The 25,789-nt window shown below is 32.2% G+C and carries 30 protein-coding genes and 1 riboswitch; of the genes, 15 read left to right on the top strand and 15 right to left on the bottom strand.

Going from position 1 to position 25,789, the window contains the following annotated elements; translation table 11 throughout:
- The first annotated feature begins 11 nt into the window (after nt 1-11).
- Both ACFWV9_RS06700 and ACFWV9_RS06705 read left to right on the top strand, forming a co-directional pair.
- Nucleotides 12-617 carry a WbqC family protein gene (locus ACFWV9_RS06700; protein ID WP_411894472.1) on the top strand — a complete coding sequence of 202 codons (606 nt, stop codon included), beginning with the start codon at nt 12-14 and terminating at the stop codon, nt 615-617.
- 8 nt (nt 618-625) lie between these two features.
- Nucleotides 626-934 (top strand): DUF6122 family protein, encoded by a 309-nt coding sequence (locus ACFWV9_RS06705; protein ID WP_411894473.1) that lies wholly within the window; start codon nt 626-628, stop codon nt 932-934.
- Here ACFWV9_RS06705 and ACFWV9_RS06710 read toward each other — a convergent pair.
- The 8 genes from ACFWV9_RS06710 to ACFWV9_RS06745 all read right to left on the bottom strand — a co-directional run bounded on the left by ACFWV9_RS06710 (nt 926) and on the right by ACFWV9_RS06745 (nt 7,416).
- On the bottom strand, nt 926-1,945 hold the full coding sequence (locus ACFWV9_RS06710) for an endonuclease/exonuclease/phosphatase family protein (protein WP_411894474.1): 1,020 nt from the start codon (nt 1,943-1,945) through the stop codon (nt 926-928). The two genes, ACFWV9_RS06705 and ACFWV9_RS06710, sit on opposite strands and share 9 nt — an antisense overlap.
- A 6-nt stretch (nt 1,946-1,951) precedes the next feature.
- Nucleotides 1,952-2,824, bottom strand: coding sequence for a rhomboid family intramembrane serine protease (locus ACFWV9_RS06715; protein WP_411894475.1), 873 nt, complete (start codon nt 2,822-2,824; stop codon nt 1,952-1,954).
- Between the two features lie 2 nt (nt 2,825-2,826).
- Nucleotides 2,827-3,588: a rhomboid family intramembrane serine protease gene (locus tag ACFWV9_RS06720; protein ID WP_411894476.1), complete on the bottom strand. Its 762-nt coding sequence runs from the start codon at nt 3,586-3,588 to the stop codon at nt 2,827-2,829.
- Between the two features lie 3 nt (nt 3,589-3,591).
- On the bottom strand, nt 3,592-5,454 hold the full coding sequence (gene mutL, locus ACFWV9_RS06725; RefSeq protein ID WP_411894477.1) for a DNA mismatch repair endonuclease MutL: 1,863 nt from the start codon (nt 5,452-5,454) through the stop codon (nt 3,592-3,594).
- Nucleotides 5,454-5,759, bottom strand: a complete 306-nt coding sequence (locus ACFWV9_RS06730; protein ID WP_411894478.1) for a hypothetical protein — start codon at nt 5,757-5,759, stop codon at nt 5,454-5,456. The genes mutL and ACFWV9_RS06730 overlap by 1 nt, the downstream gene beginning before the upstream one ends.
- 10 nt (nt 5,760-5,769) lie before the next feature.
- On the bottom strand, nt 5,770-5,982 hold the full coding sequence (locus ACFWV9_RS06735; protein ID WP_411894479.1) for a hypothetical protein: 213 nt from the start codon (nt 5,980-5,982) through the stop codon (nt 5,770-5,772).
- A 159-nt stretch (nt 5,983-6,141) separates the two neighbouring features.
- Nucleotides 6,142-6,648, bottom strand: a complete 507-nt coding sequence (gene ribH, locus ACFWV9_RS06740; RefSeq protein ID WP_411894480.1) for a 6,7-dimethyl-8-ribityllumazine synthase — start codon at nt 6,646-6,648, stop codon at nt 6,142-6,144.
- Between the two features lie 3 nt (nt 6,649-6,651).
- A complete protein-coding gene (locus ACFWV9_RS06745; protein WP_411894481.1) occupies nt 6,652-7,416 on the bottom strand; it encodes a tetratricopeptide repeat protein in 765 nt (254 codons plus the stop codon).
- A 137-nt stretch (nt 7,417-7,553) separates the two neighbouring features.
- Between ACFWV9_RS06745 and recF the strand changes: the two genes are divergently transcribed.
- From recF to ACFWV9_RS06775, 6 genes are all read left to right on the top strand, one after another.
- Nucleotides 7,554-8,633 carry a DNA replication/repair protein RecF gene (gene recF / locus ACFWV9_RS06750; protein WP_411894482.1) on the top strand — a complete coding sequence of 360 codons (1,080 nt, stop codon included), beginning with the start codon at nt 7,554-7,556 and terminating at the stop codon, nt 8,631-8,633.
- Nucleotides 8,630-9,049, top strand: a complete 420-nt coding sequence (locus tag ACFWV9_RS06755) for a lipocalin family protein (protein ID WP_411894483.1) — start codon at nt 8,630-8,632, stop codon at nt 9,047-9,049. The genes recF and ACFWV9_RS06755 overlap by 4 nt, the downstream gene beginning before the upstream one ends.
- A 27-nt stretch (nt 9,050-9,076) precedes the next feature.
- A complete protein-coding gene (locus ACFWV9_RS06760) occupies nt 9,077-9,373 on the top strand; it encodes a DUF721 domain-containing protein (protein WP_411894484.1) in 297 nt (98 codons plus the stop codon).
- Between the two features lie 120 nt (nt 9,374-9,493).
- Entirely contained in the window at nt 9,494-10,021 is a 528-nt protein-coding gene (locus tag ACFWV9_RS06765) for a CIA30 family protein (protein WP_411894485.1), read from the top strand.
- Nucleotides 10,022-10,061: 40 nt separating this feature from the next.
- Nucleotides 10,062-12,482 (top strand): penicillin acylase family protein, encoded by a 2,421-nt coding sequence (locus ACFWV9_RS06770; RefSeq protein ID WP_411894486.1) that lies wholly within the window; start codon nt 10,062-10,064, stop codon nt 12,480-12,482.
- Nucleotides 12,475-12,831, top strand: coding sequence for a hypothetical protein (locus ACFWV9_RS06775; protein ID WP_411894487.1), 357 nt, complete (start codon nt 12,475-12,477; stop codon nt 12,829-12,831). The genes ACFWV9_RS06770 and ACFWV9_RS06775 overlap by 8 nt, the downstream gene beginning before the upstream one ends.
- 4 nt (nt 12,832-12,835) lie before the next feature.
- Here the strand turns inward: ACFWV9_RS06775 and ACFWV9_RS06780 are convergent, their stop codons facing one another.
- Entirely contained in the window at nt 12,836-14,062 is a 1,227-nt protein-coding gene (locus ACFWV9_RS06780; protein ID WP_411894488.1) for a glycosyltransferase family 4 protein, read from the bottom strand.
- Complete coding sequence (locus ACFWV9_RS06785; protein ID WP_411894489.1) at nt 14,059-14,538, bottom strand: heme-binding domain-containing protein; 480 nt, start codon at nt 14,536-14,538, stop codon at nt 14,059-14,061. Before ACFWV9_RS06785 ends, ACFWV9_RS06780 begins: the two co-directional genes overlap by 4 nt.
- Before the next feature lie 41 nt (nt 14,539-14,579).
- Between ACFWV9_RS06785 and ACFWV9_RS06790 the strand changes: the two genes are divergently transcribed.
- From ACFWV9_RS06790 to ACFWV9_RS06800, 3 genes are read left to right on the top strand one after another with little or no spacing between them, the layout of a single operon-like run.
- Nucleotides 14,580-15,173 carry an adenylosuccinate lyase gene (locus ACFWV9_RS06790; RefSeq protein ID WP_411894490.1) on the top strand — a complete coding sequence of 198 codons (594 nt, stop codon included), beginning with the start codon at nt 14,580-14,582 and terminating at the stop codon, nt 15,171-15,173.
- Nucleotides 15,174-15,230: 57 nt separating this feature from the next.
- A complete protein-coding gene (gene purB / locus ACFWV9_RS06795; protein WP_411894491.1) occupies nt 15,231-16,574 on the top strand; it encodes an adenylosuccinate lyase in 1,344 nt (447 codons plus the stop codon).
- Nucleotides 16,571-16,792, top strand: a complete 222-nt coding sequence (locus ACFWV9_RS06800; RefSeq protein WP_411894492.1) for a hypothetical protein — start codon at nt 16,571-16,573, stop codon at nt 16,790-16,792. The genes purB and ACFWV9_RS06800 overlap by 4 nt, the downstream gene beginning before the upstream one ends.
- 20 nt (nt 16,793-16,812) lie before the next feature.
- Here the strand turns inward: ACFWV9_RS06800 and ACFWV9_RS06805 are convergent, their stop codons facing one another.
- Genes ACFWV9_RS06805 through ACFWV9_RS06820 form a run of 4 tightly spaced genes read right to left on the bottom strand, consistent with a single transcriptional unit; the run spans nt 16,813 to nt 18,937 of the window.
- Nucleotides 16,813-17,358, bottom strand: coding sequence for a DUF4252 domain-containing protein (locus ACFWV9_RS06805; protein WP_411894493.1), 546 nt, complete (start codon nt 17,356-17,358; stop codon nt 16,813-16,815).
- Nucleotides 17,359-17,364: 6 nt separating this feature from the next.
- On the bottom strand, nt 17,365-17,934 hold the full coding sequence (locus tag ACFWV9_RS06810; protein WP_411894494.1) for a DUF4252 domain-containing protein: 570 nt from the start codon (nt 17,932-17,934) through the stop codon (nt 17,365-17,367).
- 12 nt (nt 17,935-17,946) lie between these two features.
- Nucleotides 17,947-18,441, bottom strand: a complete 495-nt coding sequence (locus ACFWV9_RS06815; RefSeq protein ID WP_411894495.1) for a hypothetical protein — start codon at nt 18,439-18,441, stop codon at nt 17,947-17,949.
- Nucleotides 18,428-18,937 carry an RNA polymerase sigma factor gene (locus ACFWV9_RS06820; RefSeq protein WP_411894496.1) on the bottom strand — a complete coding sequence of 170 codons (510 nt, stop codon included), beginning with the start codon at nt 18,935-18,937 and terminating at the stop codon, nt 18,428-18,430. The genes ACFWV9_RS06815 and ACFWV9_RS06820 overlap by 14 nt, the downstream gene beginning before the upstream one ends.
- 160 nt (nt 18,938-19,097) lie before the next feature.
- On the opposite strand from ACFWV9_RS06820, the gene ACFWV9_RS06825 reads away from it, so the two are divergent.
- Nucleotides 19,098-20,531: a S41 family peptidase gene (locus ACFWV9_RS06825; RefSeq protein ID WP_411894497.1), complete on the top strand. Its 1,434-nt coding sequence runs from the start codon at nt 19,098-19,100 to the stop codon at nt 20,529-20,531.
- Nucleotides 20,532-20,563: 32 nt separating this feature from the next.
- Here the strand turns inward: ACFWV9_RS06825 and ACFWV9_RS06830 are convergent, their stop codons facing one another.
- Complete coding sequence (locus ACFWV9_RS06830) at nt 20,564-22,432, bottom strand: TonB-dependent receptor plug domain-containing protein (RefSeq protein ID WP_411894498.1); 1,869 nt, start codon at nt 22,430-22,432, stop codon at nt 20,564-20,566.
- A gap of 61 nt (nt 22,433-22,493) precedes the next feature.
- Nucleotides 22,494-22,688, bottom strand: a riboswitch (cobalamin riboswitch).
- Nucleotides 22,689-22,751: 63 nt separating this feature from the next.
- Between ACFWV9_RS06830 and ACFWV9_RS06835 the strand changes: the two genes are divergently transcribed.
- Genes ACFWV9_RS06835 through ACFWV9_RS06845 form a run of 3 tightly spaced genes read left to right on the top strand, consistent with a single transcriptional unit; the run spans nt 22,752 to nt 25,729 of the window.
- Nucleotides 22,752-23,906: an ABC transporter substrate-binding protein gene (locus ACFWV9_RS06835; RefSeq protein ID WP_411894499.1), complete on the top strand. Its 1,155-nt coding sequence runs from the start codon at nt 22,752-22,754 to the stop codon at nt 23,904-23,906.
- Entirely contained in the window at nt 23,907-24,935 is a 1,029-nt protein-coding gene (locus ACFWV9_RS06840) for a FecCD family ABC transporter permease (protein WP_411894500.1), read from the top strand.
- Nucleotides 24,935-25,729, top strand: a complete 795-nt coding sequence (locus ACFWV9_RS06845) for an ABC transporter ATP-binding protein (protein WP_411894501.1) — start codon at nt 24,935-24,937, stop codon at nt 25,727-25,729. The genes ACFWV9_RS06840 and ACFWV9_RS06845 overlap by 1 nt, the downstream gene beginning before the upstream one ends.
- Nucleotides 25,730-25,789 lie beyond the last annotated feature (60 nt).

Raw genomic sequence — 25,789 nt, forward strand, 5'->3', positions numbered from 1 at the left:
TTAGATGATTAATGGACAGTTTACTACATCCAACTTATTTTCCAAATATTGCACATTTTGTAGCCATTATAAATACCAAGAGACTCTACCTTGAGGTATGTGATAACTATCAAAAACAGACGTATAGAAATCGTACTGAAATTTATGGTGCAAATGGCAAGTTGGCATTAACGGTGCCTGTGGCTTACTCTCAAAAAAACCGACAGTTATATAAGGATGTACGAATTGCTAATGACAATGAATGGCAAAAACTTCATTTAAAGTCCTTAGAATCTGCTTATAGAATGTCACCATTTTTTGAATATTATATCGATGATTTAATGCCCTTATTCAAAGATAAATTCGATTTTATATTAGATCTAAATTTGAAATGTTTTGATTTACTACAAAGTTGCCTTCAAGTAGATTTCGATATTTCTTATACACAATCCTTTAAGAAGGATATTAATAACCTTGAGGATTACAGGAATCTGGTTAATCGAAATCATAGTGTCTATACTAATTCACCTTACACACAAGTCTTTTCTCAAAAATATGGATTTATCTCTAATCTTAGTATTCTAGATTTATTATTTAATGAAGGCCCAAATACAGAATTGTACTTGACCAGACAATAAATTGACTAATGCTTAAACCAATAATTCATTACGGATTACATCTCTTATTGCCCTTGGCCATTGCATTATTGTTTTTTAGAAAAAAATGGTTTAAAGTATATTTAATAATGCTCCTGGCGTTTATTATTGATTTAGACCACCTAATTGTTTCACCAATATTTGATCCGAGCAGATGCAGTATTACCTTTCACCCTCTTCATTCTTATTATGCTATTATGGTATATCTCGTTTTATTAATACCAGGCAAAACAAGACTTTTCGCAATTGGTTTGCTAGGTCATATCATAGCTGATAGTGCAGACTGTCTTTTAATCTAGATTAACTGTCGCTTTAATTGGATAATGGTCGGATAGTTTTTGATTGTAATTCTTAAACCCATTTACTTTAAATGCCTCATCTACAAGGATAAAGTCAATCCGAAACGGAAAAAACTTAAAGTCAAAAGTTCGTCCAAAACCATTGCCAGCTTCTTCGAAGGTATCTAATAAATCGCCTTTAATTTCATTGTATACGTAGGAATGCGCAGTATTATTGAAGTCTCCAGCTACAATAGTTTTATAACTTGTTTTAGATCTATGCTGATTTATAAGCTCAGCTTGTTCTTGTTGTTTTTGAAATACATTTTTTATACGAGAAAACAAACCATCTGAAGGTTCGTTTTTCAATGATTCCACATCTGTATTAATACCTGAAGACTGAAGATGAACATTATAAACCCTTATGGTATCTTTACCCTTAACTATATCCATAAATAATCCATTATTATTAGAATTTGGGAAATCCAAGGAACCACCGTTTATTATTGGATATTTTGAAAACATGGCCATACCTTGCTTTATATCTGGTCTAAATCTTCCGTTGAAGTTGTAATAATTTTCTAAATCAATAGGGTTTCCACTCCTATATTCTTGTAAACAAAAAATGTCTGGATTTTCTAATTTGATAAAATCAACGATATCTTCCTTTATCGTTTTACTAGGCAACCATTGATATCGATTAAACAACCTTACATTAAAAGACATAATAGAAATATTGTCCTCATCCTTCTCATTTAATGATGATGAGAATTTATATAGAGAGGTCACATGATTCCATCCAAGGACTAAAACCAATAAGGACAAAAGGAGTTGTTTCTTAACTCGCAGTAACCAATAAATAAAAAATAATATGTTTAGTATTATTAAAATTGGAACGCTTAAACTTAGTGCGGATATAGTTGCAAAACTTTTTGGCGGAACATAAGGTAATAAATAAGAAATCAGCAATAAAAAAGCCACCAATGAATTGATGGTGAAAATTATTTTATTCCAAAAATTTAATTTTTTCATTAATTGTTAATCCTTACCGGCTTTAAATAGAAACTCTTTTTCTTCTGAAGTAAGACTGTCGTAACCACTTTTACTAATCTTATCCAGTATCATGTCAATCTTCTTTTGCTTATTAAACGCCTCAAACTCTTGCTTTGTTTTACCAGCATAGCCACTTTTTCCTTTTTTTCTATGAACCGTCTTTAACTTTGATTTTGGTTTAAACCAACTAAACAATCCGTCCATCATGCGTTCAAAACCAGAACCAATGTCTATTCCTTTGAGAAGTCTTGAAGCATAAACGTAACCCAATAAATATCCACCTATATGAGCAATGTAGCCGCCTTGATTTAAGCCTAAAAACAATCTAAATACGTCAAAAGCAACAAATACAATTGCTATATGTTTCCATTTTATATTGAACGCATTAAAAAGTCGTATTTGTGTTTCAGGCATGTAAACAGCAACAAACATCAATAAAGCAGATACTCCAGCTGATGATCCTAACAATACACCACGAACTCTGAATAAGTTAGTAGGCAGTATATTAGCTACTGCCATATATGCCACTCCTCCAAATATAATTCCTAAAAAAAATACATTGAGCATCATCTTAGGTCTAAACAAATTAGTAGTAACTCGAGCAAGATAAAATAGTAGTAGCATATTAAAAAGAATATGCCAAAATCCACTATGGAAAAAACCATAAGTTATTATTGACCATGGTTGAAGGATAAAATCCATAAAACTAGACGGAAGCACAAAATACTGTGCAATATCCCATTTCAAAAAAATGGTCATCAAAAAATTTAATATGAAAATAATCGCATTAATAACAATTATTTTACCGAATAGATCAAGGTTATTATACTTGTAATTAAGATCTTTAAATGTACTCATAACTAATTCCAACGGTATTTATCTCTCTCATTTTTCTTCCAAAAATACATAAGTAAAAACCCTGTGAGTGCTCCACCAACATGAGCCATATAAGCAGTATTACTAGGACTAAAAATTGAACTACCAGTTAAGGCTGAAAACAAATCTAGCCCAATAATTGCCGGAATAAAATATTTTGCTTTTATGGGTATTGGTAGAAAAATAAGCATCAACTTTGACTCTGGAAACAACATTCCAAATGCCACCAAAACACCCATTATTGCGCCTGACGCACCAACCATTGGTGCAATGTATGAACCAACAAAACTATTTAAGTCTTCACCTAAAACCGTTACCCATCTTGTATTATACTCTCCATTAGCAAGAGTATTAATAATCTCAGTTTCTCCAAATCCAGCACTTATTAATGTTGTTAAACCCGAATTAAATTGAAAATATAAAAATGCTATTTGAATTGTTGCGGCTCCAAAACCTGATAATAAGTAGAATATTAAAAACTTACGCATACCAAATATCTGCTCTACTGCTGTGCCAAACATCCAAAGCGCAAACATGTTAAATAAAATATGAGCAAATGTGACATTGCTATGCATAAACATGTGTGTTAGTACCTGCCATGGTTGAAATAATTCGTTTTTTGGAAAGTAAAGTGCAAACCACTGCATAAAGAGTTCTCCATTATTACCCAATAGCATCATACATGCATACACAATAACATTAATAATCAACAAGTGTTTTACACCATCAGTTATTCCTTGTCTCATAAACTACTTGAATTTTTTTTCAATATCATCAACGCCCAATGTAATAAATGTAGGTCTATTTGTTGGTGATAAATTTGGTTCCTTACATGCAAATAGACTATTCACTAAATGCTCCTGTTCTGTATTGCTTAAATTTTGACCATTTTTAATAGCAAGACTTTTGGCCATTGATTTGGCTAATAAATCCGTAGCACTAAAATTAGTATCTGGCACCTCATTTTCTATGTCACTTATCAGCTGTTCTAAAATGATAGAAACCTCACTTTCAGCAACACCAACAGGCACTCCTGAAATTATAATTCTATTATTGCTAACATCTTTAAATACAAATCCTGTATGTTCTAAATCACTCTTTATTTGATTTAATATTTCCAATTCATTTGGCGAAAAGTGAAGTTCTAAAGGAAATAATAATTGTTGACTTGTTGCCTCTTTAATTGTGATATGTTTTAGAAAACCCTCATATAATATACGTTGATGAGCTCTATTTTGATCTATAATTAACATGCCAGACTTAATAGTGCTTACAATATACTTGTGCTGTAATTGAAAAGTAGTTTTACGGGTTTCAATTGATTGCCCATTATCATCAAAGAAAGATTTTGATTTAGTCTCGCTTTCTAGAGCTATTTCACCAATTGGTTGTTCAATAAAATTACTTTTTGATTCCAAGCCAACATATAATCCTTCCCAAGATTCGCTCGGTTTGGTCTTGAAAGTACTTTTTTGTGTATTAGGATTACTTCCACTTATGTCTTCCCTGAATGGATTAAAACCTCTATCTACTTCAACCTTTGGAGTGTTTGCAATTTTATCCTTGTAACTATAAGGTGTATTAAATTGATTCTGATGGTCGAAATCCAAAACTGGTGCAATATTAAATTGCCCTAAGCTATGCTTTATCGAAGATCTCAATATTGCATACAACGTATGTTCATCATCAAACTTAATTTCAGTTTTTGTAGGATGTATATTAATATCTATCGTTTTAGAATCAACGGTAAGATTTAAAAAATAACTTGGATGATATCCATCTTTTATTAAACCTTCGAAAGCGGCCTTAACGGCATGGTTTAAATATGGACTTTTTATAAATCTATTATTGACAAAGAAAAACTGTTCTGACTTAGACTTTTTTGAGAACTCTGGTTTACCTACAAAACCATTGATTTTTAGTACTTCAGTAGATTCTTCAACTGGTACTAACCGCTCATTAGTTTTAGTTCCAAAAACATGAACTATTCGTTGCCTATAGTTTTCTTGTGGCAAATTAAACAACTCACTGCCATTATGATAAAAGGTAAAACCGATACTTGGATGTGCTAATGCAACACGATGAAACTCATCAGTAATATGCCTCAATTCCACCGTATCAGATTTTAAAAAATTTCGCCGAGCTGGAATGTTAAAAAAAAGATTTTTAACAGAAACTGATGTACCTGAAGGTGTTACAACAACTTCTTGAGACATTACTTTACTACCTTCAATTTCAATTGCTGTACCTAGCTCGTCTTCAACTTTCTTAGTCTTTAATTCTACATGTGAAATAGCTGCAATACTTGCTAAGGCCTCTCCTCTGAAGCCTTTGGTGTTTAATTGAAATAAATCTTCAGCATTTCTGATTTTTGACGTAGCATGCCGTTCAAAACTTAAACGTGCATCAGTGACGCTCATTCCTTTACCATTATCGATAACCTGTACCAAGGTTTTTCCCGCATCTTTAACGATAAGCTTTATATCTTTCGCATCGGCATCAATTGAGTTCTCTAATAACTCCTTAACAACAGAAGCCGGACGTTGCACCACTTCACCTGCAGCAATTTGATTAGCAACATGGTCTGGTAATAGTTGAATGATATCTGCCATTAGTTTCCTAAAGAGAATATGGATAAGTCAAAGTCTATAATGTACAAGAAGATTAAAACAAAAATGGCAATTAAGATTAGGATTGTTTTATTAAAACCAGAATTATTTCGTGTTCTATTTCTTATTCTACTTTCGTGCCATTGACCAGAAAAGTCGTTCTTATTATAAGTGTCTGCATAAGCATCAAATTTCGTAGTGTACTTAGAATGATCTGCATCTTCCTTGCCCTTATAATATCTCGGTGTATAATTGAACCTCTTGTTTCGAGGTAATCTTTTAATTAAGGTGAATTTTATTGGTCCCATAATATCCTTATTAAATATATCCCTCAAGGATATACATTATTACAAATAGTGCAATTAAGCATATGATTAAAAACGGGAGTGATGTGAGTATATTACCTCTACGGTTAGTATTATTTCTCAACTCATCCCATCTAGCCTCAAGTTTCTCTTTCTTATCCTTTTCATCAGAATCTCTAAAACGAAGCTTTTCACCAAAACGTCTATTTCTACGTTGCTTTAACAAATTGTCTTGTAATTACACCTTGATCTAATTCAAAAGTACTTAAAATAGAGTGATCTTTTGCTTAATAATTGCTTAAAATTATCAACAAAAAGCCTGCCAATTTATAAACTCGACCAGATTAAAAAAAAGAAAATAAAAGGGTAATTACATCAAAAAATACTATTTGGTACTTTTTCTCAACTCTGCCATTTTTATGGCCGTAATTGCAGCTTCTGTACCTTTATTGCCATGCTTACCTCCTGAACGATCTATAGACTGTTGAACATTATTGTCTGTTAATACACAAAATATTACAGGAATATCACCTTTTAAGTTAAGGTCTTTAATGCCTTGTGTTACACCCTCACAAACATAATCAAAATGCTTTGTTTCGCCTTGAATTACACATCCAATAACAACTATAGCATCGAGCATTCCAGAATCTGCATAAATACTTTTAGACATTCTGGCCGCACCATAAGTTAACTCAAATGTACCAGGAACATTCCAGCGAACGATATTTTCCTTGAGTGCACCACAATCAATAAGAGCATCGAAAGCACCTTGCCACAATCCTTCAGTAATTTTATCGTTCCATTCTGAAACAACAATCCCAAACCGAAAATCTTTCGCATTTGGGATTGTTGCTTTATCATAGTTTGATAAATTATGATTTGCAGTGGCCATAATTTATAAGCTTGCTTCTACTTTACCGATTAATACATCTGCTTGACTTACCTCAGTTGACGCAGAAAATTCTTTTTTTATTCTATTTAAAAAGCCTAGTGCTTTACTGTATTCTTCTAAATCAATTGCAACTCTTGCCGCTTTCAATAAATATAAGGGTGTTGTAAAATCATTAGTGTTTGCATTTATCGCCTTTTCATAATATTCTAGGCCTTCTGGCAATTGCTCTAATTGAACAAATGCATCACCAATACCGCCTTTAGAGATTGGGTTTAGCATTTTATCGTTACTAGAAAAATCACTTAAATAAGTAATGGCATTTTGGTAGTCTTTCAAATTAAGGTAAGACATACCAGCATAATAGCTAGCTAAATTTGCCGCAGGAGTGCCACTATACTCATTTATTATATCTAACATACCATACTTTCCTTCACCTCCATTTAAAGTCATATTGTACAGCGAATCAGACTCAACTCCATTGACAGCTTCTTCAAAATATTTTTTAGCTTGATACATCTCATTCATTGCCTCCTTCTGCTGAGGCTCAGCTATAAATTTATTGTAACCTAAAAAGCCCAATACCACTATTGCAATGGCCCCAATTACACCAAAAATATAATTCTGATTTTTCACAACCCATTGCTCGGTCTTAGAAGCTCCCTCGTCTAGTGACTTAAACACCTCTGCTGTTGTTGAGTTTTCCTCAGCAATTTCTACCTTCTCCTTTTTGGTTTTTGGTTTATAGCCTCTTTTCTTGTACGTTGCCATTTTTTGTCAATTTATGCGTGCGCAAAAATAAAATTTTTATTGGGATTTAAAAGCCTATTTATTTGTTATTTTTGAATAATTTTTGTTCAAAAATCCCTTAGCTACGGCAATAAAAATAAGCGAATCATTCGTTTTGTATGAATCTAAACACACTATCCTTAGTTAATTATAAAAATTTTGAAAGCCAGGTTTTCGATTTTGACTCTAAAATTAATTGTTTTGTTGGTGCAAATGGAATTGGAAAAACAAATACTCTTGATGCTATTTATCATTTAGCATTTGGAAAAAGCTACTTTAATCCTGTGGCTCTACAGAATATTAAACATGGTGAGGAATTTTTTGTTATAGATGGAACTTTCACTAAGAATGAACACTCAGTAAAAATAGTTGTATCACTTAAAAGAGGCCAAAAAAAAGTTATTAAACGCAACGGCAAGGCCTATGAGAAATTTAGCGAACACATTGGTTTTATTCCTCTTGTGATTATTTCACCAACAGACAGGGATTTGATTATTGAAGGTAGTGATACGCGGCGAAAATTTATTGATAGTGTTATTTCTCAAAGTGATAAAAGCTATTTAAAAACCCTGATTTCATATAATAAAGTTTTATCTCAGCGTAATGCCTTGCTTAAGTATTTTGCACTCAATAATACATTTAATGCAGACACATTAGCTATATATAATGAACAATTATCAAATTATGGTACAGAAATTTTTAAAAAACGTGATGAGTTTTTAAAGACTTTTATACCAATATTTCTGCAACGTTACAATGCCATAAGCTTAAGCAGTGAGTCCATAAATTTGAATTATAAAAGTGATTTATTTGAAAAAAAATTAATTGAACTTCTCGAACAAAACCTCAACAAAGACAAAGCTTTGCAATACACAAGCGTAGGTGCACACAAGGATGATTTGGTCTTTTTAATTGATGGATTTCCTATAAAGAAGTTTGGGAGTCAAGGACAACAGAAGTCATTTTTAATTGCCCTAAAATTAGCTCAGTTTGACTTTATTAAGCAACAAAGTGGTGTATCACCGATACTTCTGCTAGATGATATTTTTGACAAGCTAGATGAAAATAGAGTAGCTCAGATAATAAGCCTTGTAGATGATGATCATTTTGGTCAAATTTTTATTAGCGATACGCATGCTGACAGAACCGAAAATATTGTAAAACAGATTCATCAATCTTATAAAATCTTTAAATTATGAGAAAGATTATTTTAATATGCTTTGCAGTAATAATGTCTTGTTCAAATAATCCTGAAAACTACATTGAACATTTAAATGGATACTGGGAGATACAAGAAGTTATTCTATCTGATGGTACAAAACGACAATATTCAATTAATGAAACCATTGATTTTATTCAGCTTAATGATAGTCTTAAGGGGTTTAGAAAAAAGATGAAACCTGGTATTAATGACACCTACTACACATCTGATGATGCTGAAGCTATTACAGCTAAAATTGAAGACAACAAGTTAAATTTATATTACACTACACTTTATTCCAATTGGAAAGAAACAGTCTTAGAGGCTTCTAAAGATCAATTGAAAGTATTGAATGAGAATAACGTCGTATATTTATATAAGCGATATCAACCGATTAATTTAGAGATTGAATAATTAAATATTTATTCTAAATACCATATAATGGCTAAGCGCAAAAACGATAACCAACCAATACAAGACATCCTTAAGGAGTTTGTACAAACCAATAATCTACAATCTGGTTTAGATAAGGTTAATGTTAGAGAAGCGTGGGCTAATCTTATGGGTAATGGTGTGAATAATTATACTACGGCCATTGAATTAAAACATGACACATTATATGTTCAACTCAGTTCCAGTGTACTTAGAGAAGAATTGAGTTACGGTAATGAAAAGATTGTAACAATGCTCAATGAATCTTTGGGAAAACAAGTGGTTAAAAAATTAGTCCTTAGATAATTTTTCTCCCACAAATTCTACTATAACTGGCTGTAAATAAATACTAACCAAAATTATAAAGTTTTCAAAAAGTAAAATCCAATTCCATATAGCGATTGTATCTTTACAAAAAGCAATGGAATGAGAATTATTTACCTATTAATAGTTTCAACTTTTATTCAAAATATGACCATTTTTAACTTTAACAAAAACAGTGATTTATCCTATTGGACTATAGTTGATGATGTTGTTATGGGAGGAAGGTCTGATGGAAGTTTTAAAATCAATAAAGACGGACATGTTGAGTTTTATGGGAAAGTTTCATTAGAGAATAATGGCGGCTTTTCTTCCCTTAGACACAATTTCAATAAAATAGATGGTAAAAGCTATTCAAAATTTGTTTTAAGAATAAAGAGCGATGGTAAGAACTATCAGTTTAGAGTAAAGGACAGTCGTTATAATCGGTACTCTTATATTACAGAATTTAAGACTAGTGGTGAATGGCAAACCATAACTATACCTTTTAATATAATGTATGCTTCTTTTAGAGGTTATAGATTAGATATGCCAAATTATAAAGGTAATCAAATGGAAGAAATCGCATTCCTTATAGGTAATAAAAAAGAGGAAAGCTTTAATCTACTTATAGATTCAATTACTATAGAGTAAATATTATTTTTTAATTTAGGTGCTTCATAAAATACAACTAATGAAATACCTTAAAATTGTAATTTCCTTTGCACTCTCCATAGGAATTTTTTATGCTCTAAATACAAAGTTTGGCTCCATTCCACCAATAGGAAAGTTCTTAAATCCATATACTGGTGTTTGGCTAAATGAAACTGATGAAACATTAAATGGGGAAGTTTTAGTTGAAGGGCTTAAGGATAAAGTTACTGTTCATTACGATGAGCAGTTAATACCTCACCTATTTGCCCAAAATAACACGGATTTATATAAAGCACAGGGCTATATTACTGCAAAGCATAGGCTATGGCAGATGGAGTTTCAAACCTTTGCTGCTGCAGGAAGACTCTCAGAAATTATTGGGGAATCTGCTTTAAATTACGATAGGGAACAACGCCGAAAAGGAATGATTTATGGCGCAGAAAATAGTTTAGAGGTAATCCAAAAAGATGAAATATCGCTATCACATATACAAGCGTATTGTGATGGTGTCAATGCATATATTAGTGAGTTACAACCCGAAAATTATCCGGTAGAATATAAGTTACTGGATTACAAACCAGAAGCTTGGACTATAGATAAAACTATGCATTTATTGATGTATATGACGGATATGTTATGCGGAAGGGATTCGGACTTTGAATACACTAACGCTTTAAGAGAATTTGGAAAAGACAGATTTGATATACTGTATCCAGATTTTTACGATTTTGACGACCCTGTTGTTCCAACAGAAACCGACTGGAGTTTTATTGATATTAAAAAAACACCAATACCTGAGACTGAATTGCCAATGGATTTGGTTTCTACCGTAATGGAAAAACCTAGTCCACATAATGGAAGTAATAATTGGGCTGTTGGTCCTAGCAAGTCGTATTCAGGAAATCCTATTTTGGCTAATGATCCACATTTAGGATTAAACTTACCATCAATATGGTATGTGATGCAGATTGCCACACCAGAGCACAACTCCATGGGAGCAACACTACCTGGTACTCTTGGAATTATCTCTGGTTTTAATGAGCATATAGCTTGGGGAGAAACAAATGCCACGAGAGACGTTAAAGATTGGTACAAAATTGAATTTAATGAAGACCGAACAAAATATAAATACGATGGTGGTTGGAGTGACGTTACAATTAGAGTGGAAGACATAAAAATTAAAGGAAAGGAAACCTTTAAAGATTCTGTAATGTACACACGTCATGGTCCGGTTAGTTATGACCATAATTTTAAAGGCGATAGCGAAAAAGTAGGTTACGCGATGAAATGGGCTGGTCATATTGGACATGATTTTGTAAGCCTATTTTTAAAACTGAATAATGGAAAAAATTACGAGGACTATAAAGAGGCACTAGCTAATCATGTAGCACCCGCGCAGAATTTTGTATTTGCATCTACAGAAGGTGATATTGCTATTTGGATTCAAGGATTGTTTCCTAATAAATGGGAAGGTCAAGGAAAATTTTTAATGGATGGTAGTAATCCAGACCATGAATGGCAAAGCTATATTCCTAGAGAATTTAATGCACATACCAAAAATCCAGAAAGAGGCTTTATAAGTTCATCCAATCAGCACCCAACAGATTCTCTTTATCCTTTTTATGTATTTAATGATGGTTACGATTCGTATCGAAACAGAGTGATTAATGATTTCTTTAGATCTAAGGAGAAATTCGATATTCAAGATTTTAAGGATTTACAAAATACCAACTTTAATAAAAAAGCTTCTGAACTGTTACCGTATATGTTTGACCACATGGATACGTCTAGTTTAACCTCTGAAGAACATGAGATTCTAGATATTATTAAGGATTGGGATTTCAATAGTAATATAGATAAGCTTGCACCCAGCATTTGGGATTCTTGGTGGACTAATTTATATGTTCTGATCTGGGACGAATACGATCAGAAAGAAGACATGGTGCTGGATAAACCTTTTGCTTACAACGCTATTTCTATGCTAAAGAACAATCCTGAAGATGATTTTATGGACATTCTGGAAACACCGGAAAAAGAAACAGCACACGACCTATTCTTAATAGCTTTTAAAGAAACAGCCAATGAACTTAGTAAATGGAAAGCTGAAAATGGAGCCTTCAATTGGCAGTACTATAAAGGTACTTATGTTGCACATTTATTACAGGGCCTACCAGCGTTTTCAAGATTTGATTTACCAATTGGTGGTGACAGAAATACAGTAAACGCAGCTGGCCGAAATTGGGGACCTTCTTGGCGAATGATTGTAGAAATGACCTCACCTCCTACTGCTTTAGGTATTTATCCAGGTGGACAATCTGGAAATCCTGGAAGTAAATATTATGATAATTTTATTGATGATTGGGCAGTTGGTAAATATCATCAACTCAATTTCTTGCCGTTCAATGAAGCTAACGATAAAATCATCGGTACTCAAACTTTAAAACCTAACTCAAATGAATAAGAATATCATCAATTTTATAGCAACTATTATAATTGCCTATGTCTTATCACTATTTATGGGTTGGTATTCTGTAATGATAGCTTCGATAATTACTGCATTTTTAATTCCTCTAAAACGATTTACAGTGTTTTTAGTTCCGTTTTTGGCCATATTTATTCTATGGGTAGTGCTAAGTTATTTAATGGGATCAAGTAATGATTTCATACTAGGCGAACGCATAGCAGATTTATTATCACTAAACGGGAATGTATATCTTTTACTTATAATTACAGGACTTGTGGGTGGAATTGCAAGCGGAGTTGCAGCAATTTTTGGCAAACAATTAAGTGTACTCAATACTAAAGCATGAGTAATTAGTTTTTATTCTTTTCTTCAATCCACTTACTCATATACTTGGTACTTTGCATTGTTTGATGCATTAAAATCTGACCAATAAAATTATTTTGTCGATGCGTTGGTAATGCCTTTTGAAGGCTGGTTAGCTTCATTCTAAATTTTTCTACAAAAACCACTTTAGTAAATTGTACTTTCAAGGTATTAAAACCTATCTCTTGTGCATGATTCCATGAGTCAATATTGGTGTAAAACTCTATGGCTTTATTAGCATATTGTTTGGGATTATTTTGAATTAATTCTGAATTCTCAATAATTCCTTCGGATGCAATTGATGACATAACGCAAGGTGTACCATTTTTAAATGCATCAAACACTTTTCCTTTCAATCCTGCACCAAATCTGAGAGGCACCAAACAAACCCTACTCTTCTGCATTTCGGTATTTACATCTTCAGCGAAACCCTTAATAATAAATCCTTCCTTACTATTATTTAATTGCAAAACTTTTTGAGATTCATAAGCGCCATAGATATGCAATTCGGTTTCTGGTAATTCCTTTCTAATCAAAGGCCAAATAGATTGTTTTAAATAAAGAATACTATCATAATTAGGTGCATGTAAAAAATTACCAATAATTATGAAATTTTGGCGCTGTTTAAAATTTGGTAACGATTCTTTTTCTTTAGATGAAGGTCCATCAATTAAAAATGGTAAATAAAGGAGCAAATCTTCAGAGATCTCAAAATCATTGATCAAAAGGTCCATCTCGAACTTAGAAATAATTAAACTTAAATCGCATCTATAAATACTTGTAATTTCGCGTTTAGTAACATCATTTTGAAGATACTCAATGCTAAAATCTTCGTTTGCTTTTATAGCCAATTCCCTACCTTTTCTAAGTCCATGAAAATCTTCAGTATCTAATATTCTAATTGTATTAGGACATTGTTCAGAAATTCTCCAACCAAATTGTTCTTCAGTCATAAATCGGTCAAACAATACAATATCAGGATTTAGTTTTTTTACAAAACCGTCAAATGACGAATCATTTAAAATAATAGATTCGGTGGTAACACCAATTTGCGTTAAATCAAAGGTGTTATCTGATTTATTAGCTGTAGAACAAAACGTAATTCTGTAATTCTGATTTTGAAATTGCTCAATAAGTTGCAACATTCGGCTTCCGGCTGCAGAACTTTTGGGCTCTGGCCAAACAAAACCAATAATCAGAAGCTTTTTGATCACTGTGCTTCTTTTAGAAAGGCGTATTTAATTCTTGCTGTATTCACCCATTCTACTATGGCATCAATTTGTTCTTGAGTTAAATCCGCCTCTTTATGTGTCCAAGTATAACTTGGTAATGGCATGTGTTTTTCTTCAACTTCTTCGGCCAATTCCTCTAATTTGTGATCCTTCTTTTTATCTGAATACTCATTCCATTTAGAAACGTTAAAATCACCTTTACCGTGTCTTACATGATCTGCCAACCAATAGTTTACTGGTGTAATATTATTATACCAAGGATAACGAGTATGATTGCTGTGACAATCAAAACATGAACTTTTAAGAATTAATTTTACATCTTCTGGTGGATTGGTATCTACTAAAAAAGGTTCAATGCTTGTTATATCTCCATCGTTTTTTTCAGGTCCAAAAAACTGAGCCAAGACTATGACAATTAGAACTGCCAAACCTAATTTTTTAAGGAGTGTTTTTATCATGATTTTTAATTAATTTAGAAGGATTAAAAATAATAAACGTTTTGACAAAAGACCAACTTTACAACGAATTAAATTATGTAAATGCCACACGTGAGTGCAGAGCTAAATATGCAAATATTGTTTTGGCTGATTCTGAGTTGGTAAATCCATTGATAGAAATACTGTTTATGGTAAATGATAAAATTTCTACTCGTGCTGCTTGGATTTTAGAATTTGCATGTAAAGAAAATATCAATCTTATATTACCCCATTTAAACTATTTTGTAGCCAACCTTTCAAAACTACAATTAGATTCCGCTATAAGACCTTGTGCAAAAATTATTGAAATCATTATTGAGTTAAATTATAAAAAACATGATCCAAGAATACTTAAATATCTTAACACGGAACACAAAGAACAAATTATAGCAGTAAGTTTTGATTGGATGATAAATGATGAAAAAGTAGCTGTAAAAGCATATAGTATGGCTACTTTATACTACTTGGGTACTGAATTTGATTGGATTCATGAAGAATTAAAACTAATCTTACAACGCGATTATAGTCATCAATCTTCTGGCTTTAAGGCTCGAGCGAAATATGTATTAAAAATGCTTGGTGTTATTGTACCAAAATGTCATTCTAAAAACAATTAAGACATATCTAAACTTATAACTTAATCCTTATCTTTGAGGCTTCAAATTAAACAACACATGGCCATAACATCGCTTAATGCAATTTCACCTATAGATGGTAGATATAGAACTAAAGTAGATTCTTTAGGTAAATACTTTTCTGAAGAAGCTCTCATTAAATATAGAGTTTTAGTTGAAATAGAATACTTTATTGCCCTTTGTGAGATTCCATTACCTCAATTAAAGTCGGTTTCACCATCGGCATTTGAGGATTTACGTGCTATATATAGAAATTTTACCCCAATTGATGCCTCTGAAATTAAAGAAATTGAAAAAGTTACCAACCATGATGTAAAGGCAGTAGAATATTTTATTAAAGAAAAATTTAATAAGCTTGGTTTATCTGATTATAAAGAGTTTATCCATTTTGGATTAACATCTCAAGATATTAACAATACTGCTATTCCGCTGAGTATCAAGGATGCTATGAATGACGTATATGTCCCTGAATATTTTACTCTTTTGGAAAAAATTGAAGGTCTCGCCAGTGAATGGAAAGATATACCAATGTTGGCAAGAACACATGGTCAACCTGCATCACCAACAAGATTAGGAAAAGAAATATTAGTCTTTGCTGTGAGACTAAAGGAACAATTTAATCTGCTCAATGATGTGCCTAGTGCAGCCAAATTTGGTGGAGCTACTGGTAATTTTAATGCGCACAAAGTAGCATATCAAAACATAGATTGGAAAACTTTCGGAACAAAGTTTGTACAAGAAAAACTAGGACTGCAACACTCCTTCCCTACTACCCAAATAGAGCATTATGATCATATGGCAGCTCTTTTTGATGCCCTAAAAAGAATCAATACAATTATAATTGATTTAGATCGCGACATTTGGACCTATGTTTCAATGGACTATTTTAAACAAAAAATAAAAAAAGGTGAAGTTGGTAGTTCAGCAATGCCTCACAAAGTAAATCCCATTGATTTTGAAAATAGTGAAGGAAACTTAGGTATTGCCAATGCAATCTTTGAGCATCTTTCAGCGAAGCTTCCTATCTCCAGATTACAACGTGATTTAACAGATAGTACTGTATTACGCAATGTTGGTGTACCCTTTGGACATACCCTTATAGGCTTTAAATCAACTTTGAAGGGTCTTGGTAAATTATTACTTAATGCCTCTAAATTTGAACAAGATTTAGAAAGCAATTGGGCAGTTGTAGCCGAAGCTATTCAAACTATTTTAAGACGAGAAAATTACCCAAATCCCTATGAAGCATTAAAGGGTCTAACACGAACTAATGAAGCTATTACAGAACAGTCCATATCTAGTTTTATTGATTCCTTAGAGGTGAACGATACAATAAAAACGGAACTAAAGGCTATATCACCAAGTAATTATACTGGCATATGAAATGGTTCCCCATAAATAATAATACGCTTGCTTTACTTTTTGTAATTGCAGTGACACTTGGATTCTTTATAGCAGGTCTTTTTGAAGTATTAGACTATTTAATTATTAAGTTTCTATTGATTATTTGTTTTATTGGGTTAGTAGTTGTTGCAATATCTTTTGCGGTAAAGAACAGAAAAAATCGCCTTGAAGATAAACTCCCAGACGATTCTCATTAACATTTTAAATAATTGTCAGTTTATTTAAAAAATTCTGTTAGTCCATCAAGTTGCGAGTCCTCGATATTTGCATTTTGAAGTACCTCACCGAGTTGCATAATTTTTCCAGCATTCATATCATCACCCAATATTCTGGCTATAGCGAATCCTTTGTCACTAGCACTACCAAATAATATCAACTCATCTATACTTGCTTCAGATTCTCCCAAATACTTTACTACAAATCTTCCGTCTGAAGTAGAGCCTCTCATTAACTCTTCATATTTAGGATTTTTAAGTATTGTATTGATCTTTTCTAATTCTACTTTGTAATCCTCAGTATTTGTTTCATTTAAAACAAAAGTTAAAACGTTAAGCTTGTTTACGGACTTATACGCTTCCCGTTGCTCATCTGTCATCTCAACTTTTTCAACATTAACTACACTGGTAGGTACGTCAAAAGAAGAAAAGCCTGGCTGTAACTCATTATCTACATAATAAGTTTGTAAAGTAGGCCCTTGGTTACAACTTGTAAAAGCCGTAACCAAAAGCAACATTACCATTAATTTTTTGATTGATTGTAACATGTTATTTTAATTTTTTTGACCAGCTTTCTTTAACTGATCTCCACCTGGAATATCCATTTGGTTTGTAATTTTAGACACTTGTCTTAAATCTATATCACCTGTTAATGTCATAACCACGGTTTCAAACTCGCGCTTCTGACCATTGATTTCAATATTAGAGTCTTTTGTCATTTCTTTAAGACCTGTGATATACATCAATAATTCCTTAACATGGTTATCGTCCTTACCTTCTTTTACGTAGAACTTTACAGTTTGGTCCCCGTCTTTAATTCTCATTAATTCTTCGAGATCAGATGATTTTAAATATCTATTTACAGTTGCTTTCATATCTGCAGATACTTTTTCATCTCCGGTTGTAAATACTTTAAATCCTGTAATGCTACTTGCCATTTCAGCATATTCTTTCATTTCAGGGTCGTCAATATCAACACCCATTGTAGCTAACATTTTAAACATTTTTTGATTCAGAATAACAGAAGCGACTTCTTCATTATCCTCAAACTTATCGAATACACTCTGACTAAAAGCAGTCATAGATGTAAACACTACTGCGATGATTAAAATTAATTTTTTCATGATTTCTTGTTTTTAATTCTTTAATAATTTGTTTGTTGTTTGACTAAATTCTGTAATGTGGCTAGCTTTTTCTATACCAACATTAAAATTTTCGGATGCCAAGTTCAAAGTATTTAAACTTGTAGTCCCTTGATTGAAATTATTTGAAAGCATTGCTAAAGCTTCTTTGGCTTCCAAATACATTTCTTGATCTTCTTGCGAGTATTCAGCAAGAGTTTTTGGTCCTCCAATCAAATTAGGAATGAAGATACCTAGCATTAGAATTGCTACAGCTGCGACAGAAATCCACTGATAAAATACTGTTCTGTTCTTAGGTTTTAATGGAACGTCTTTTGTGTACTGCTCTTCTTGTGCTTTAGAAAAATATTGAAATAATGGTTTGTAGTGCTCTACGTGAGGTGCCACATCATCACCGTTAAAATAAGCTCTTAATTGTGCTTCTTCTTTTAGCGATGTTTCAGCATCATTATATTTCTCTATAAGTTTATCTATATTATTTAATACCATAACTATGTGTATTAGTTAACTTTTCTCTTATTGTCTTACGTGCTCTAGATAATGCTACTCTAATTGCTGTTTCATTCATGTCTATCATTTTTGAAATTTCTGCAAAATCGTATTGTTCTATATCTCTTAACTGCACTATTATTTTTTGTTGTTCTGGTAATTCCTCCATTATTTTCGAAACCCAGTCTATACTATCTTTCGCTTCAACTTGTTTCTGTAATGACGAATTGCTATCCGTATAATTACTGTGAACAATTTTTAAATTTTGTGCTTGTTTAGATTTTAACCTGTCCAAACAAAAATTCTTTGTCATTGTCATTGAAAAAGCTTCAACATTCTTATACTCACCAATCTTCTCCTTATTTCTCCAAAGCTTAAGTAAAATCTCCTGCGTTGCGTCCTCTGCTTCTTCTCTTGATACTAGTAATCGCTTTGCCAAACGAAACACTTTATCCTTAAAGGGCATTACTAAGCTTACAAAATCTGCTTGTTTCATTACTAATTTGATTGGTGGTGAAGTCGGTTATTATCCTTCTTCAACATTACGACGATAGACATTACATTTTGTTACAAAGTTTTTTTTTTCACAATAATGTAAGTAAATTTAGAGTTTTACTGACAGAAGTAAAATATTGCTACTTTAAAAAAAAGAAATGATGAAAAAGATACAAACCCTATTGTTAGGATGTTTGGTATTGTTGTGTGTTACCAGTTGTTTTGAAGACTCAGATGACAATGCCATTAATGGTTCAGAGATTACGGATTTTATTTGGAAAGGCATGAATGCCGTTTACTTGTATAAATCTGAAATACCTGACTTAGCAAATGACAGATTCTCATCAGATGAAGAGTATGCAACATACCTTGGTGGTTTTGATTCTCCAGAAGACTTATTTGAGTCCTTAATTTATTTACCTGAAGATGTGGATAGGTTTAGTAGATTGTTTTCTAATTACTTCGATTTACAAAATTTGTTGCAAGGTAACACACTTACAAATGGGCTTGAGTTCAATTTATATTTTGTTCCAGGTAGTGAATTTGAAGTTTTTGGTGCTATAACTCTCGTTTTAAATAATAGCGTTGCTGATAATGAAGGCCTTGAAAGAGGAATGATTTTCAGAAGCGTAGATGGTGAAACTTTAAATACAGGAAATATAAACAGTCTTTTAGGTCAATCAACTTACACCTTGAATTTTGCAGATTATGATGACAATGGGACACCAGAAGCAGAAGATGATTTAGTTACTTTAAATGCTCAAAGTACAACACTTACAAGACAAAGTTATTCTGAAAACCCAATTCATTACACAGATGTTTTGGAAGTAGATAATACTTCAATAGGTTATATAGTTTACAATGGATTCTTAAATAGTTTTGATGGGCAATTAAATGATGTTTTTGGAACATTTCAAAATGCCAATATTGATGAACTTGTTATTGACCTAAGATATAATGGAGGAGGTTCTGTACAGACAGCATTGTATTTGGGAAGTATGGTTACAGGACAGTTTACTGGTGAAATATATTCACAGTTAAGGTATAATGAAAATCTTTCTAGTCGTAACAGAGATTATCTATTTACTACTTCTATTGAAGGTGGAGGATCTATTAATAGCCTCAACTTATCAAGGGTTTATGTGTTAACAACAAATAGAAGAACAGCATCTGCTAGTGAGCTATTAATTAATAGTTTAAAACCTTATATTAATGTTGTTGTTATTGGTGAAAACACAGCAGGAAAGACACAAGCATCGCAGACTGTATACGATACACCAGTTGTTTTCTCAACTGAAAATATTAATCCGAACCATACTTATGCAATGCAACCATTAATAGCAAACTCATCTAACGTAAATAATCAATTAGTACCATCTGATGGGTTAATACCCGATATATCTTTATCAGAGTTTCCAGGTAATTTAAGCAGATTTGGAAATGTTGATGAACCACTTTTGGCGGAAGCTATATTCCAAATTACTGGCTCATTAGGTAGAAGCGATGTTGAATTTTATGAATATCAAATACCTCCACGTGAAGTTAATATGAGTAAATTCTTCCATCCTTTAGAAAAAGAAATGTATATAGATTAATAAAAGGCCACTTTTTCAAGTGGCCTTTTTATTTAAAGATTGAGATTAAAACCTATACTTACATTTCTACCACGAGTGGTATAACCAAGAATTTCAAAATAATCCTCATTTAAGATATTATCAAGTGTGATAAATAGTTTCATTTTATCATCTAATATTTTATGACTGAAATATAGGTTGAATAGAGCATATGCATCCAAATCTGTATTTGAAAACGTCGCAAAATCTAAATCACTTCGTTCACCAACATATTGAAGATTGATAGAAGCATATGTTTGTTCAGAAAAATCAAAACCCAAATTTGCATTTGCTCTATGCTTAGGTAATCGTATGCGTTCTCCATCAATTAACTCTGTAAATGTATAGTTAGCCATAAATTGAAGGTTTTCAATAATATTCACTTCAGCTTCTAATTCAAATCCTTGTACGGTAGCATCCTCAGAAGCATTCTCGTAAGCTGAATTAAATACTATGGTATTTACTTCATTTCTATTAAAATATACACCACTAACTCTGATACCCTCTTTAGTATTATACTCAAGACCACCTTCAACTGTTTTATTTTCTTCTGGCTCTAAATTTGGGTTGGCACCAAAAAAACCAAAAAGCTGAGACAGATTAGGTGCAATAAACGAAGTTGCGTAAGATCCAAATACCTTTGCATAACCCATATCTAGATCAATTTTATACGATGGATTGATATTATAAACGAATTGAGAACCATATTCACTATGATTATTAAATCTACCACCAAGATTAAGGTTTAATCCAAAATCTGAGACATAAACTAGATTAGCGTAAGGATCTGTATTTGTGAAGCTTTCCTCTTCAGTAAACGAGCTATTATAATCACCATAATTTAAACCAACTATAGTATAGATATTGTCATTAATTACATATTTATTAAATGCATCTACCACAATGCTTTCAGCCTCATTAACAGTGCTAAATGCAGAAATGGTTTCTCTTTCAATTTTTGTAATGGCTGCATTAACTTGTATACTCCCATTTTTATATTCAAATCTTGGAGTTACTCCATATCTAAATTGTTCTGAACTAAATGTATCGTCTGTGTCGGCAAGAATAAAATTTGGTGGTGGAAAACCATCAATATCAGTTTTAAACTTATCTAAATTTGCAAACGCAGTGATTCTAAACTTTTCTGAGAACTTATAACCAATTTTTAGTCCAGTGTTATACCTAGAAAATGGATCTTTTTCAGGGTTATCCGCCTTCGCAGCGGAAAGACCATCTTCATATTGATTTCCAAAACTAGCAACATAAGTTAACTTATTTAAGGTTCCATTTATTGAAACATTATTGGTAAAACTTGAACCATTGTAGTTAAGATCGTCTTGAGTTTGATTAGTTCCAAAAACACTTAAAATACTAGCGGAAATTTCTTCCGTGTCCGCCTTTCTAGTTGTAATATTTATCACTGCGGTTGCTGCGCTATTACCATATAAAGTACTAGATGCTCCTTTTAGAATTTCAATGGACTCAATGGTATTTAAATCTAATAAACGTAAATCAAATTCATTTGAAACTAAAGACGGATCATTAACCTGAACACCATCAATCATCACTAAAACTTGACGATTATTTCCACCCCTTATAAAATATCCAAGATTTTGTCCTGCTACACTCCTACTACCATTTATTTCTATACCACTCTTGGTATTTATCAATTCTGCGACCGTTCTTCCTTGATTTTGTTCAATTTCTTTTCTTGAAATTTTAATAACTGTTTTTCCAGAATTTTCACGTTTTAATCCAAAACGTGAATCCGTTAGTACTATTTCATCTAACGATTCTACTTTCACCGAATCTTGCTTTATCTGTGCAAATCCAGCATTTACCATACTAATAGCTAGTATGCAAAACCATTTAGTTTTGTTCATTTTAATTTAATTGCTCGAGAACATACAGCGAACTATACGTAAACTTTTATCCCGAAAGTTTGACTTATTTGTTGAAATTGGCAGGTCTCCTGACTTGCGTCTTGTTATTGGTCTTCCCAGAATAAAATTCCAGTGACATTGAAGGTTATAACAAGCTTTATAGCTTACAGTTGCGGGAACAGTTCTGGATTCTCACCAGATTCCCTTTTAATCGACTATTAAAAATAAAAGTCAAACCACATTTCGGTGCGAAATTAAACATTTTGTTTAAGGGAATACTTAAAACTTTAAATAATATTACTTTTGATAGAAATTTTAGATGTTGAAAATCAGGATTCTCTTTTTTGTTTCACTTTTTTTGTTCTTTTCAAACTGTACGAAGAATAAAACTATTGATAGAAATCTACCTTCCAAAGATCAGCGTAGTCTTGTCTTAAAATATGCTAAAGGCTTTTCTGTTGAAGATTACGAGTATTATAAAATTCTTACAATACATAAAGCTTGGCCTAAAGCAGATAAATCATATAAATATTTGATTATTTCAAAAAAAGAGCTTATTGCAATGTCATTTGACAAAAGTGAGTATAGTGCCATTATTGTTGATCCAATAGATAATTTGGTAGTAACATCAACGACACACATTCCTTCTCTAGAACTGTTAGGTTTAGAGCAAAATTTAGTTGGTTTTCCAGGTACAGACTACATATCCTCTCAGAAAACCAGAAACCTAATAGATGACGGAAGAATAAGAGAGTTAGGAAAAAATGAAGGTATTAATACCGAGGTGCTTTTAGAACTTAGCCCAGATGTAGTGATTGGTTTTGGAGTTGATGGTGTAAACAAGTCATTTGAAACAATTAAAAAAGCAGGAATACCTGTAATTTATAACGGTGATTGGGTAGAATCCTCTGCTCTCGCAAAAGCTGAATGGATTAAATTCTTTGGTGTTTTATTTAATAAGGAAAAAGAAGCAAACTCAATTTTTAATCAAATTGAAAAAGACTATTTGAATGCAAAAGAAATCGCAAAAAAAGCAAGAAAAAAACCCTCAGTGTTAAGTGGCGCTATGCACAAAGATGTCTGGTATTTGCCAAATGGCTCTAGTCCAGAAGCAGAATTTTTAAAAGATGCCAATGTAAATTATTTATGGAGTCACACAACTGGAAATGGTAGTTTAGCATTAAGTTTTGAAGCAGTTATTGATAAGGCTAAAAATGCAGAACTCTGGATAAACCCTTCATACTTCACAAGTTTTAAGCAACTTGAGGATGCCAGTGACCTATATACTAATTTTGAAGCCTTTAAAACCAAAAAAATATATACATTTTCAAATACAACAGGCGCAACAGGAGGTGTCTTGTATTATGAACTTGGAACAGCAAGGCCTGATTTAGTACTTAAGGACTTGATCAAAATTTGCCATCCGGAATTATTAGAAGACTATTCACCTTTTTTCTTTAAACAATTTAACTAATTGAATAATAAAATTAAATATCGAGTTCAATTTCTCACTTTAGCATTAGTCTTGTTACTATGTTTTTTAATTAATATTAGTCTAGGCTCTGTAAGTATACCTTTAAGCAGTGTTATTGAAGGTTTATTTGGCTCATTAAAAAATGAAACATGGCTAATAATAATAAGAGATTTTAGGTTGCCAAAGGCTATTACAGCAACACTTGTTGGCTCAGGTCTTGGAATTTCAGGATTATTAATGCAAACATTATTTAGAAATCCATTGGCTGGTCCTTTTGTACTTGGTATAAGTTCTGGTGCAAGTTTAGGTGTAGCTATTGTAATTTTAGGATCAGGTCTTTTCGGTGGAGTATTTGCTACCTATTTAATTTCAAAATGGAGTATAGTAATTGCCGCGAGTCTTGGTAGTTTTTTAGTTCTTTTAGCAGTATTAGCAGTTTCTAGCAAAGTTAGAGATACTATGGCCATTCTTATTATTGGTTTAATGTTTGGCAGTATCACTGCAGCAGTAGTTAGTGTATTATCATATTTCAGTACGGCAGAACAATTACAACAATACATATTTTGGGGTTTTGGTAGTTTAAGCAATCTCTCCTGGAACGAACTCTCGTTGTTTTTTGGACTTTATATTTTAGGATCGTTTTTAGCAATTTTTTCAATTAAAAATTTAAACAGTCTTTTATTAGGTGACAACTATGCTAAAAGTCTGGGGTTAAATTTAAAACGTAGTAGACTGATCATTATAATTGCAACCAGTTTGATTGCAGGTACTATTACGGCATTTGCCGGCCCAATTGCCTTTATTGGACTGGCAATTCCACATCTTACGAGGCAAATTTTTAAATCATCAGACCATAAAATACTTTTCCCAGCAGTTTTCTTATATGGAGCCATAGTAATGCTTATTTGTGATAGTATAGCTCAATTACCAACAAGTGATTTTATATTGCCAATAAATGCTATTACTGCTTTAATCGGTGCTCCTGTAGTAATCTGGTTATTGGTAAGACAACGTAAAATGATGTTTTAATGACTGACAATAATCAAAATATCATCCTTAAAACAAACAACCTTTATATTGGTTACAAGTCCAAAAAAAAGGATATTGTAGTTGCATCAAACATTAATTTCGAATTAGAAAAAGGCAAACTAATTGGATTAGTAGGTGCAAATGGAATTGGTAAATCAACATTATTAAGAACATTAATAAAAGTACAACCTGCACTTTCGGGATCGATAATAATTAATAATAAAAACCTAGCAATTACTAACCCTCAAGACTTAGCTAAACAATTAAGTATTGTTTTAACTGAGCAATTAACTTCTAAAAATTTATCCTCATATGAACTGGTAGCCTTGGGAAGGCATCCCTATACCAATTGGATAGGCAATTTAAATGAAAATGACACTGAAATAATCAACAAGTCTATGGACTTGGTAAATATCTCCGGTTTAAAAAACAAGAAATGCTATGAGCTTAGTGATGGTCAATTACAAAAAGTAATGATTGCCAGAGCCTTAGCACAAGACACTGATATTATTGTTTTAGATGAACCAACTACGCATTTAGATATGTACCACAAAGCTTATATCCTGAAACTATTACAAAGACTAACCAAGGAAACAGGGAAAACAATTTTGTTTTCTTCTCATGAAATAGATCTAGCCATACAACTTTGCGATACAATGATTGTAATGAAAACCAATGAAGTCATTTGCGATCAGCCATGCAATCTGATAAAAGAAGGAGTTTTTGAATCTTTATTTCCTAAAGACCTAATTTCATTCGATAATTCAACAGGAAGTTTTAGGGTAAGTAAGTAGAATAAAAAGTTAGTAACAGACTAATTACCATTTCATTTTAGGTATATAAACTCTATCTTT

Origin of the sequence: Winogradskyella sp. A2 (genome assembly GCF_046762865.1) — a bacterium.
Lineage (GTDB): Bacteria > Bacteroidota > Bacteroidia > Flavobacteriales > Flavobacteriaceae > Winogradskyella.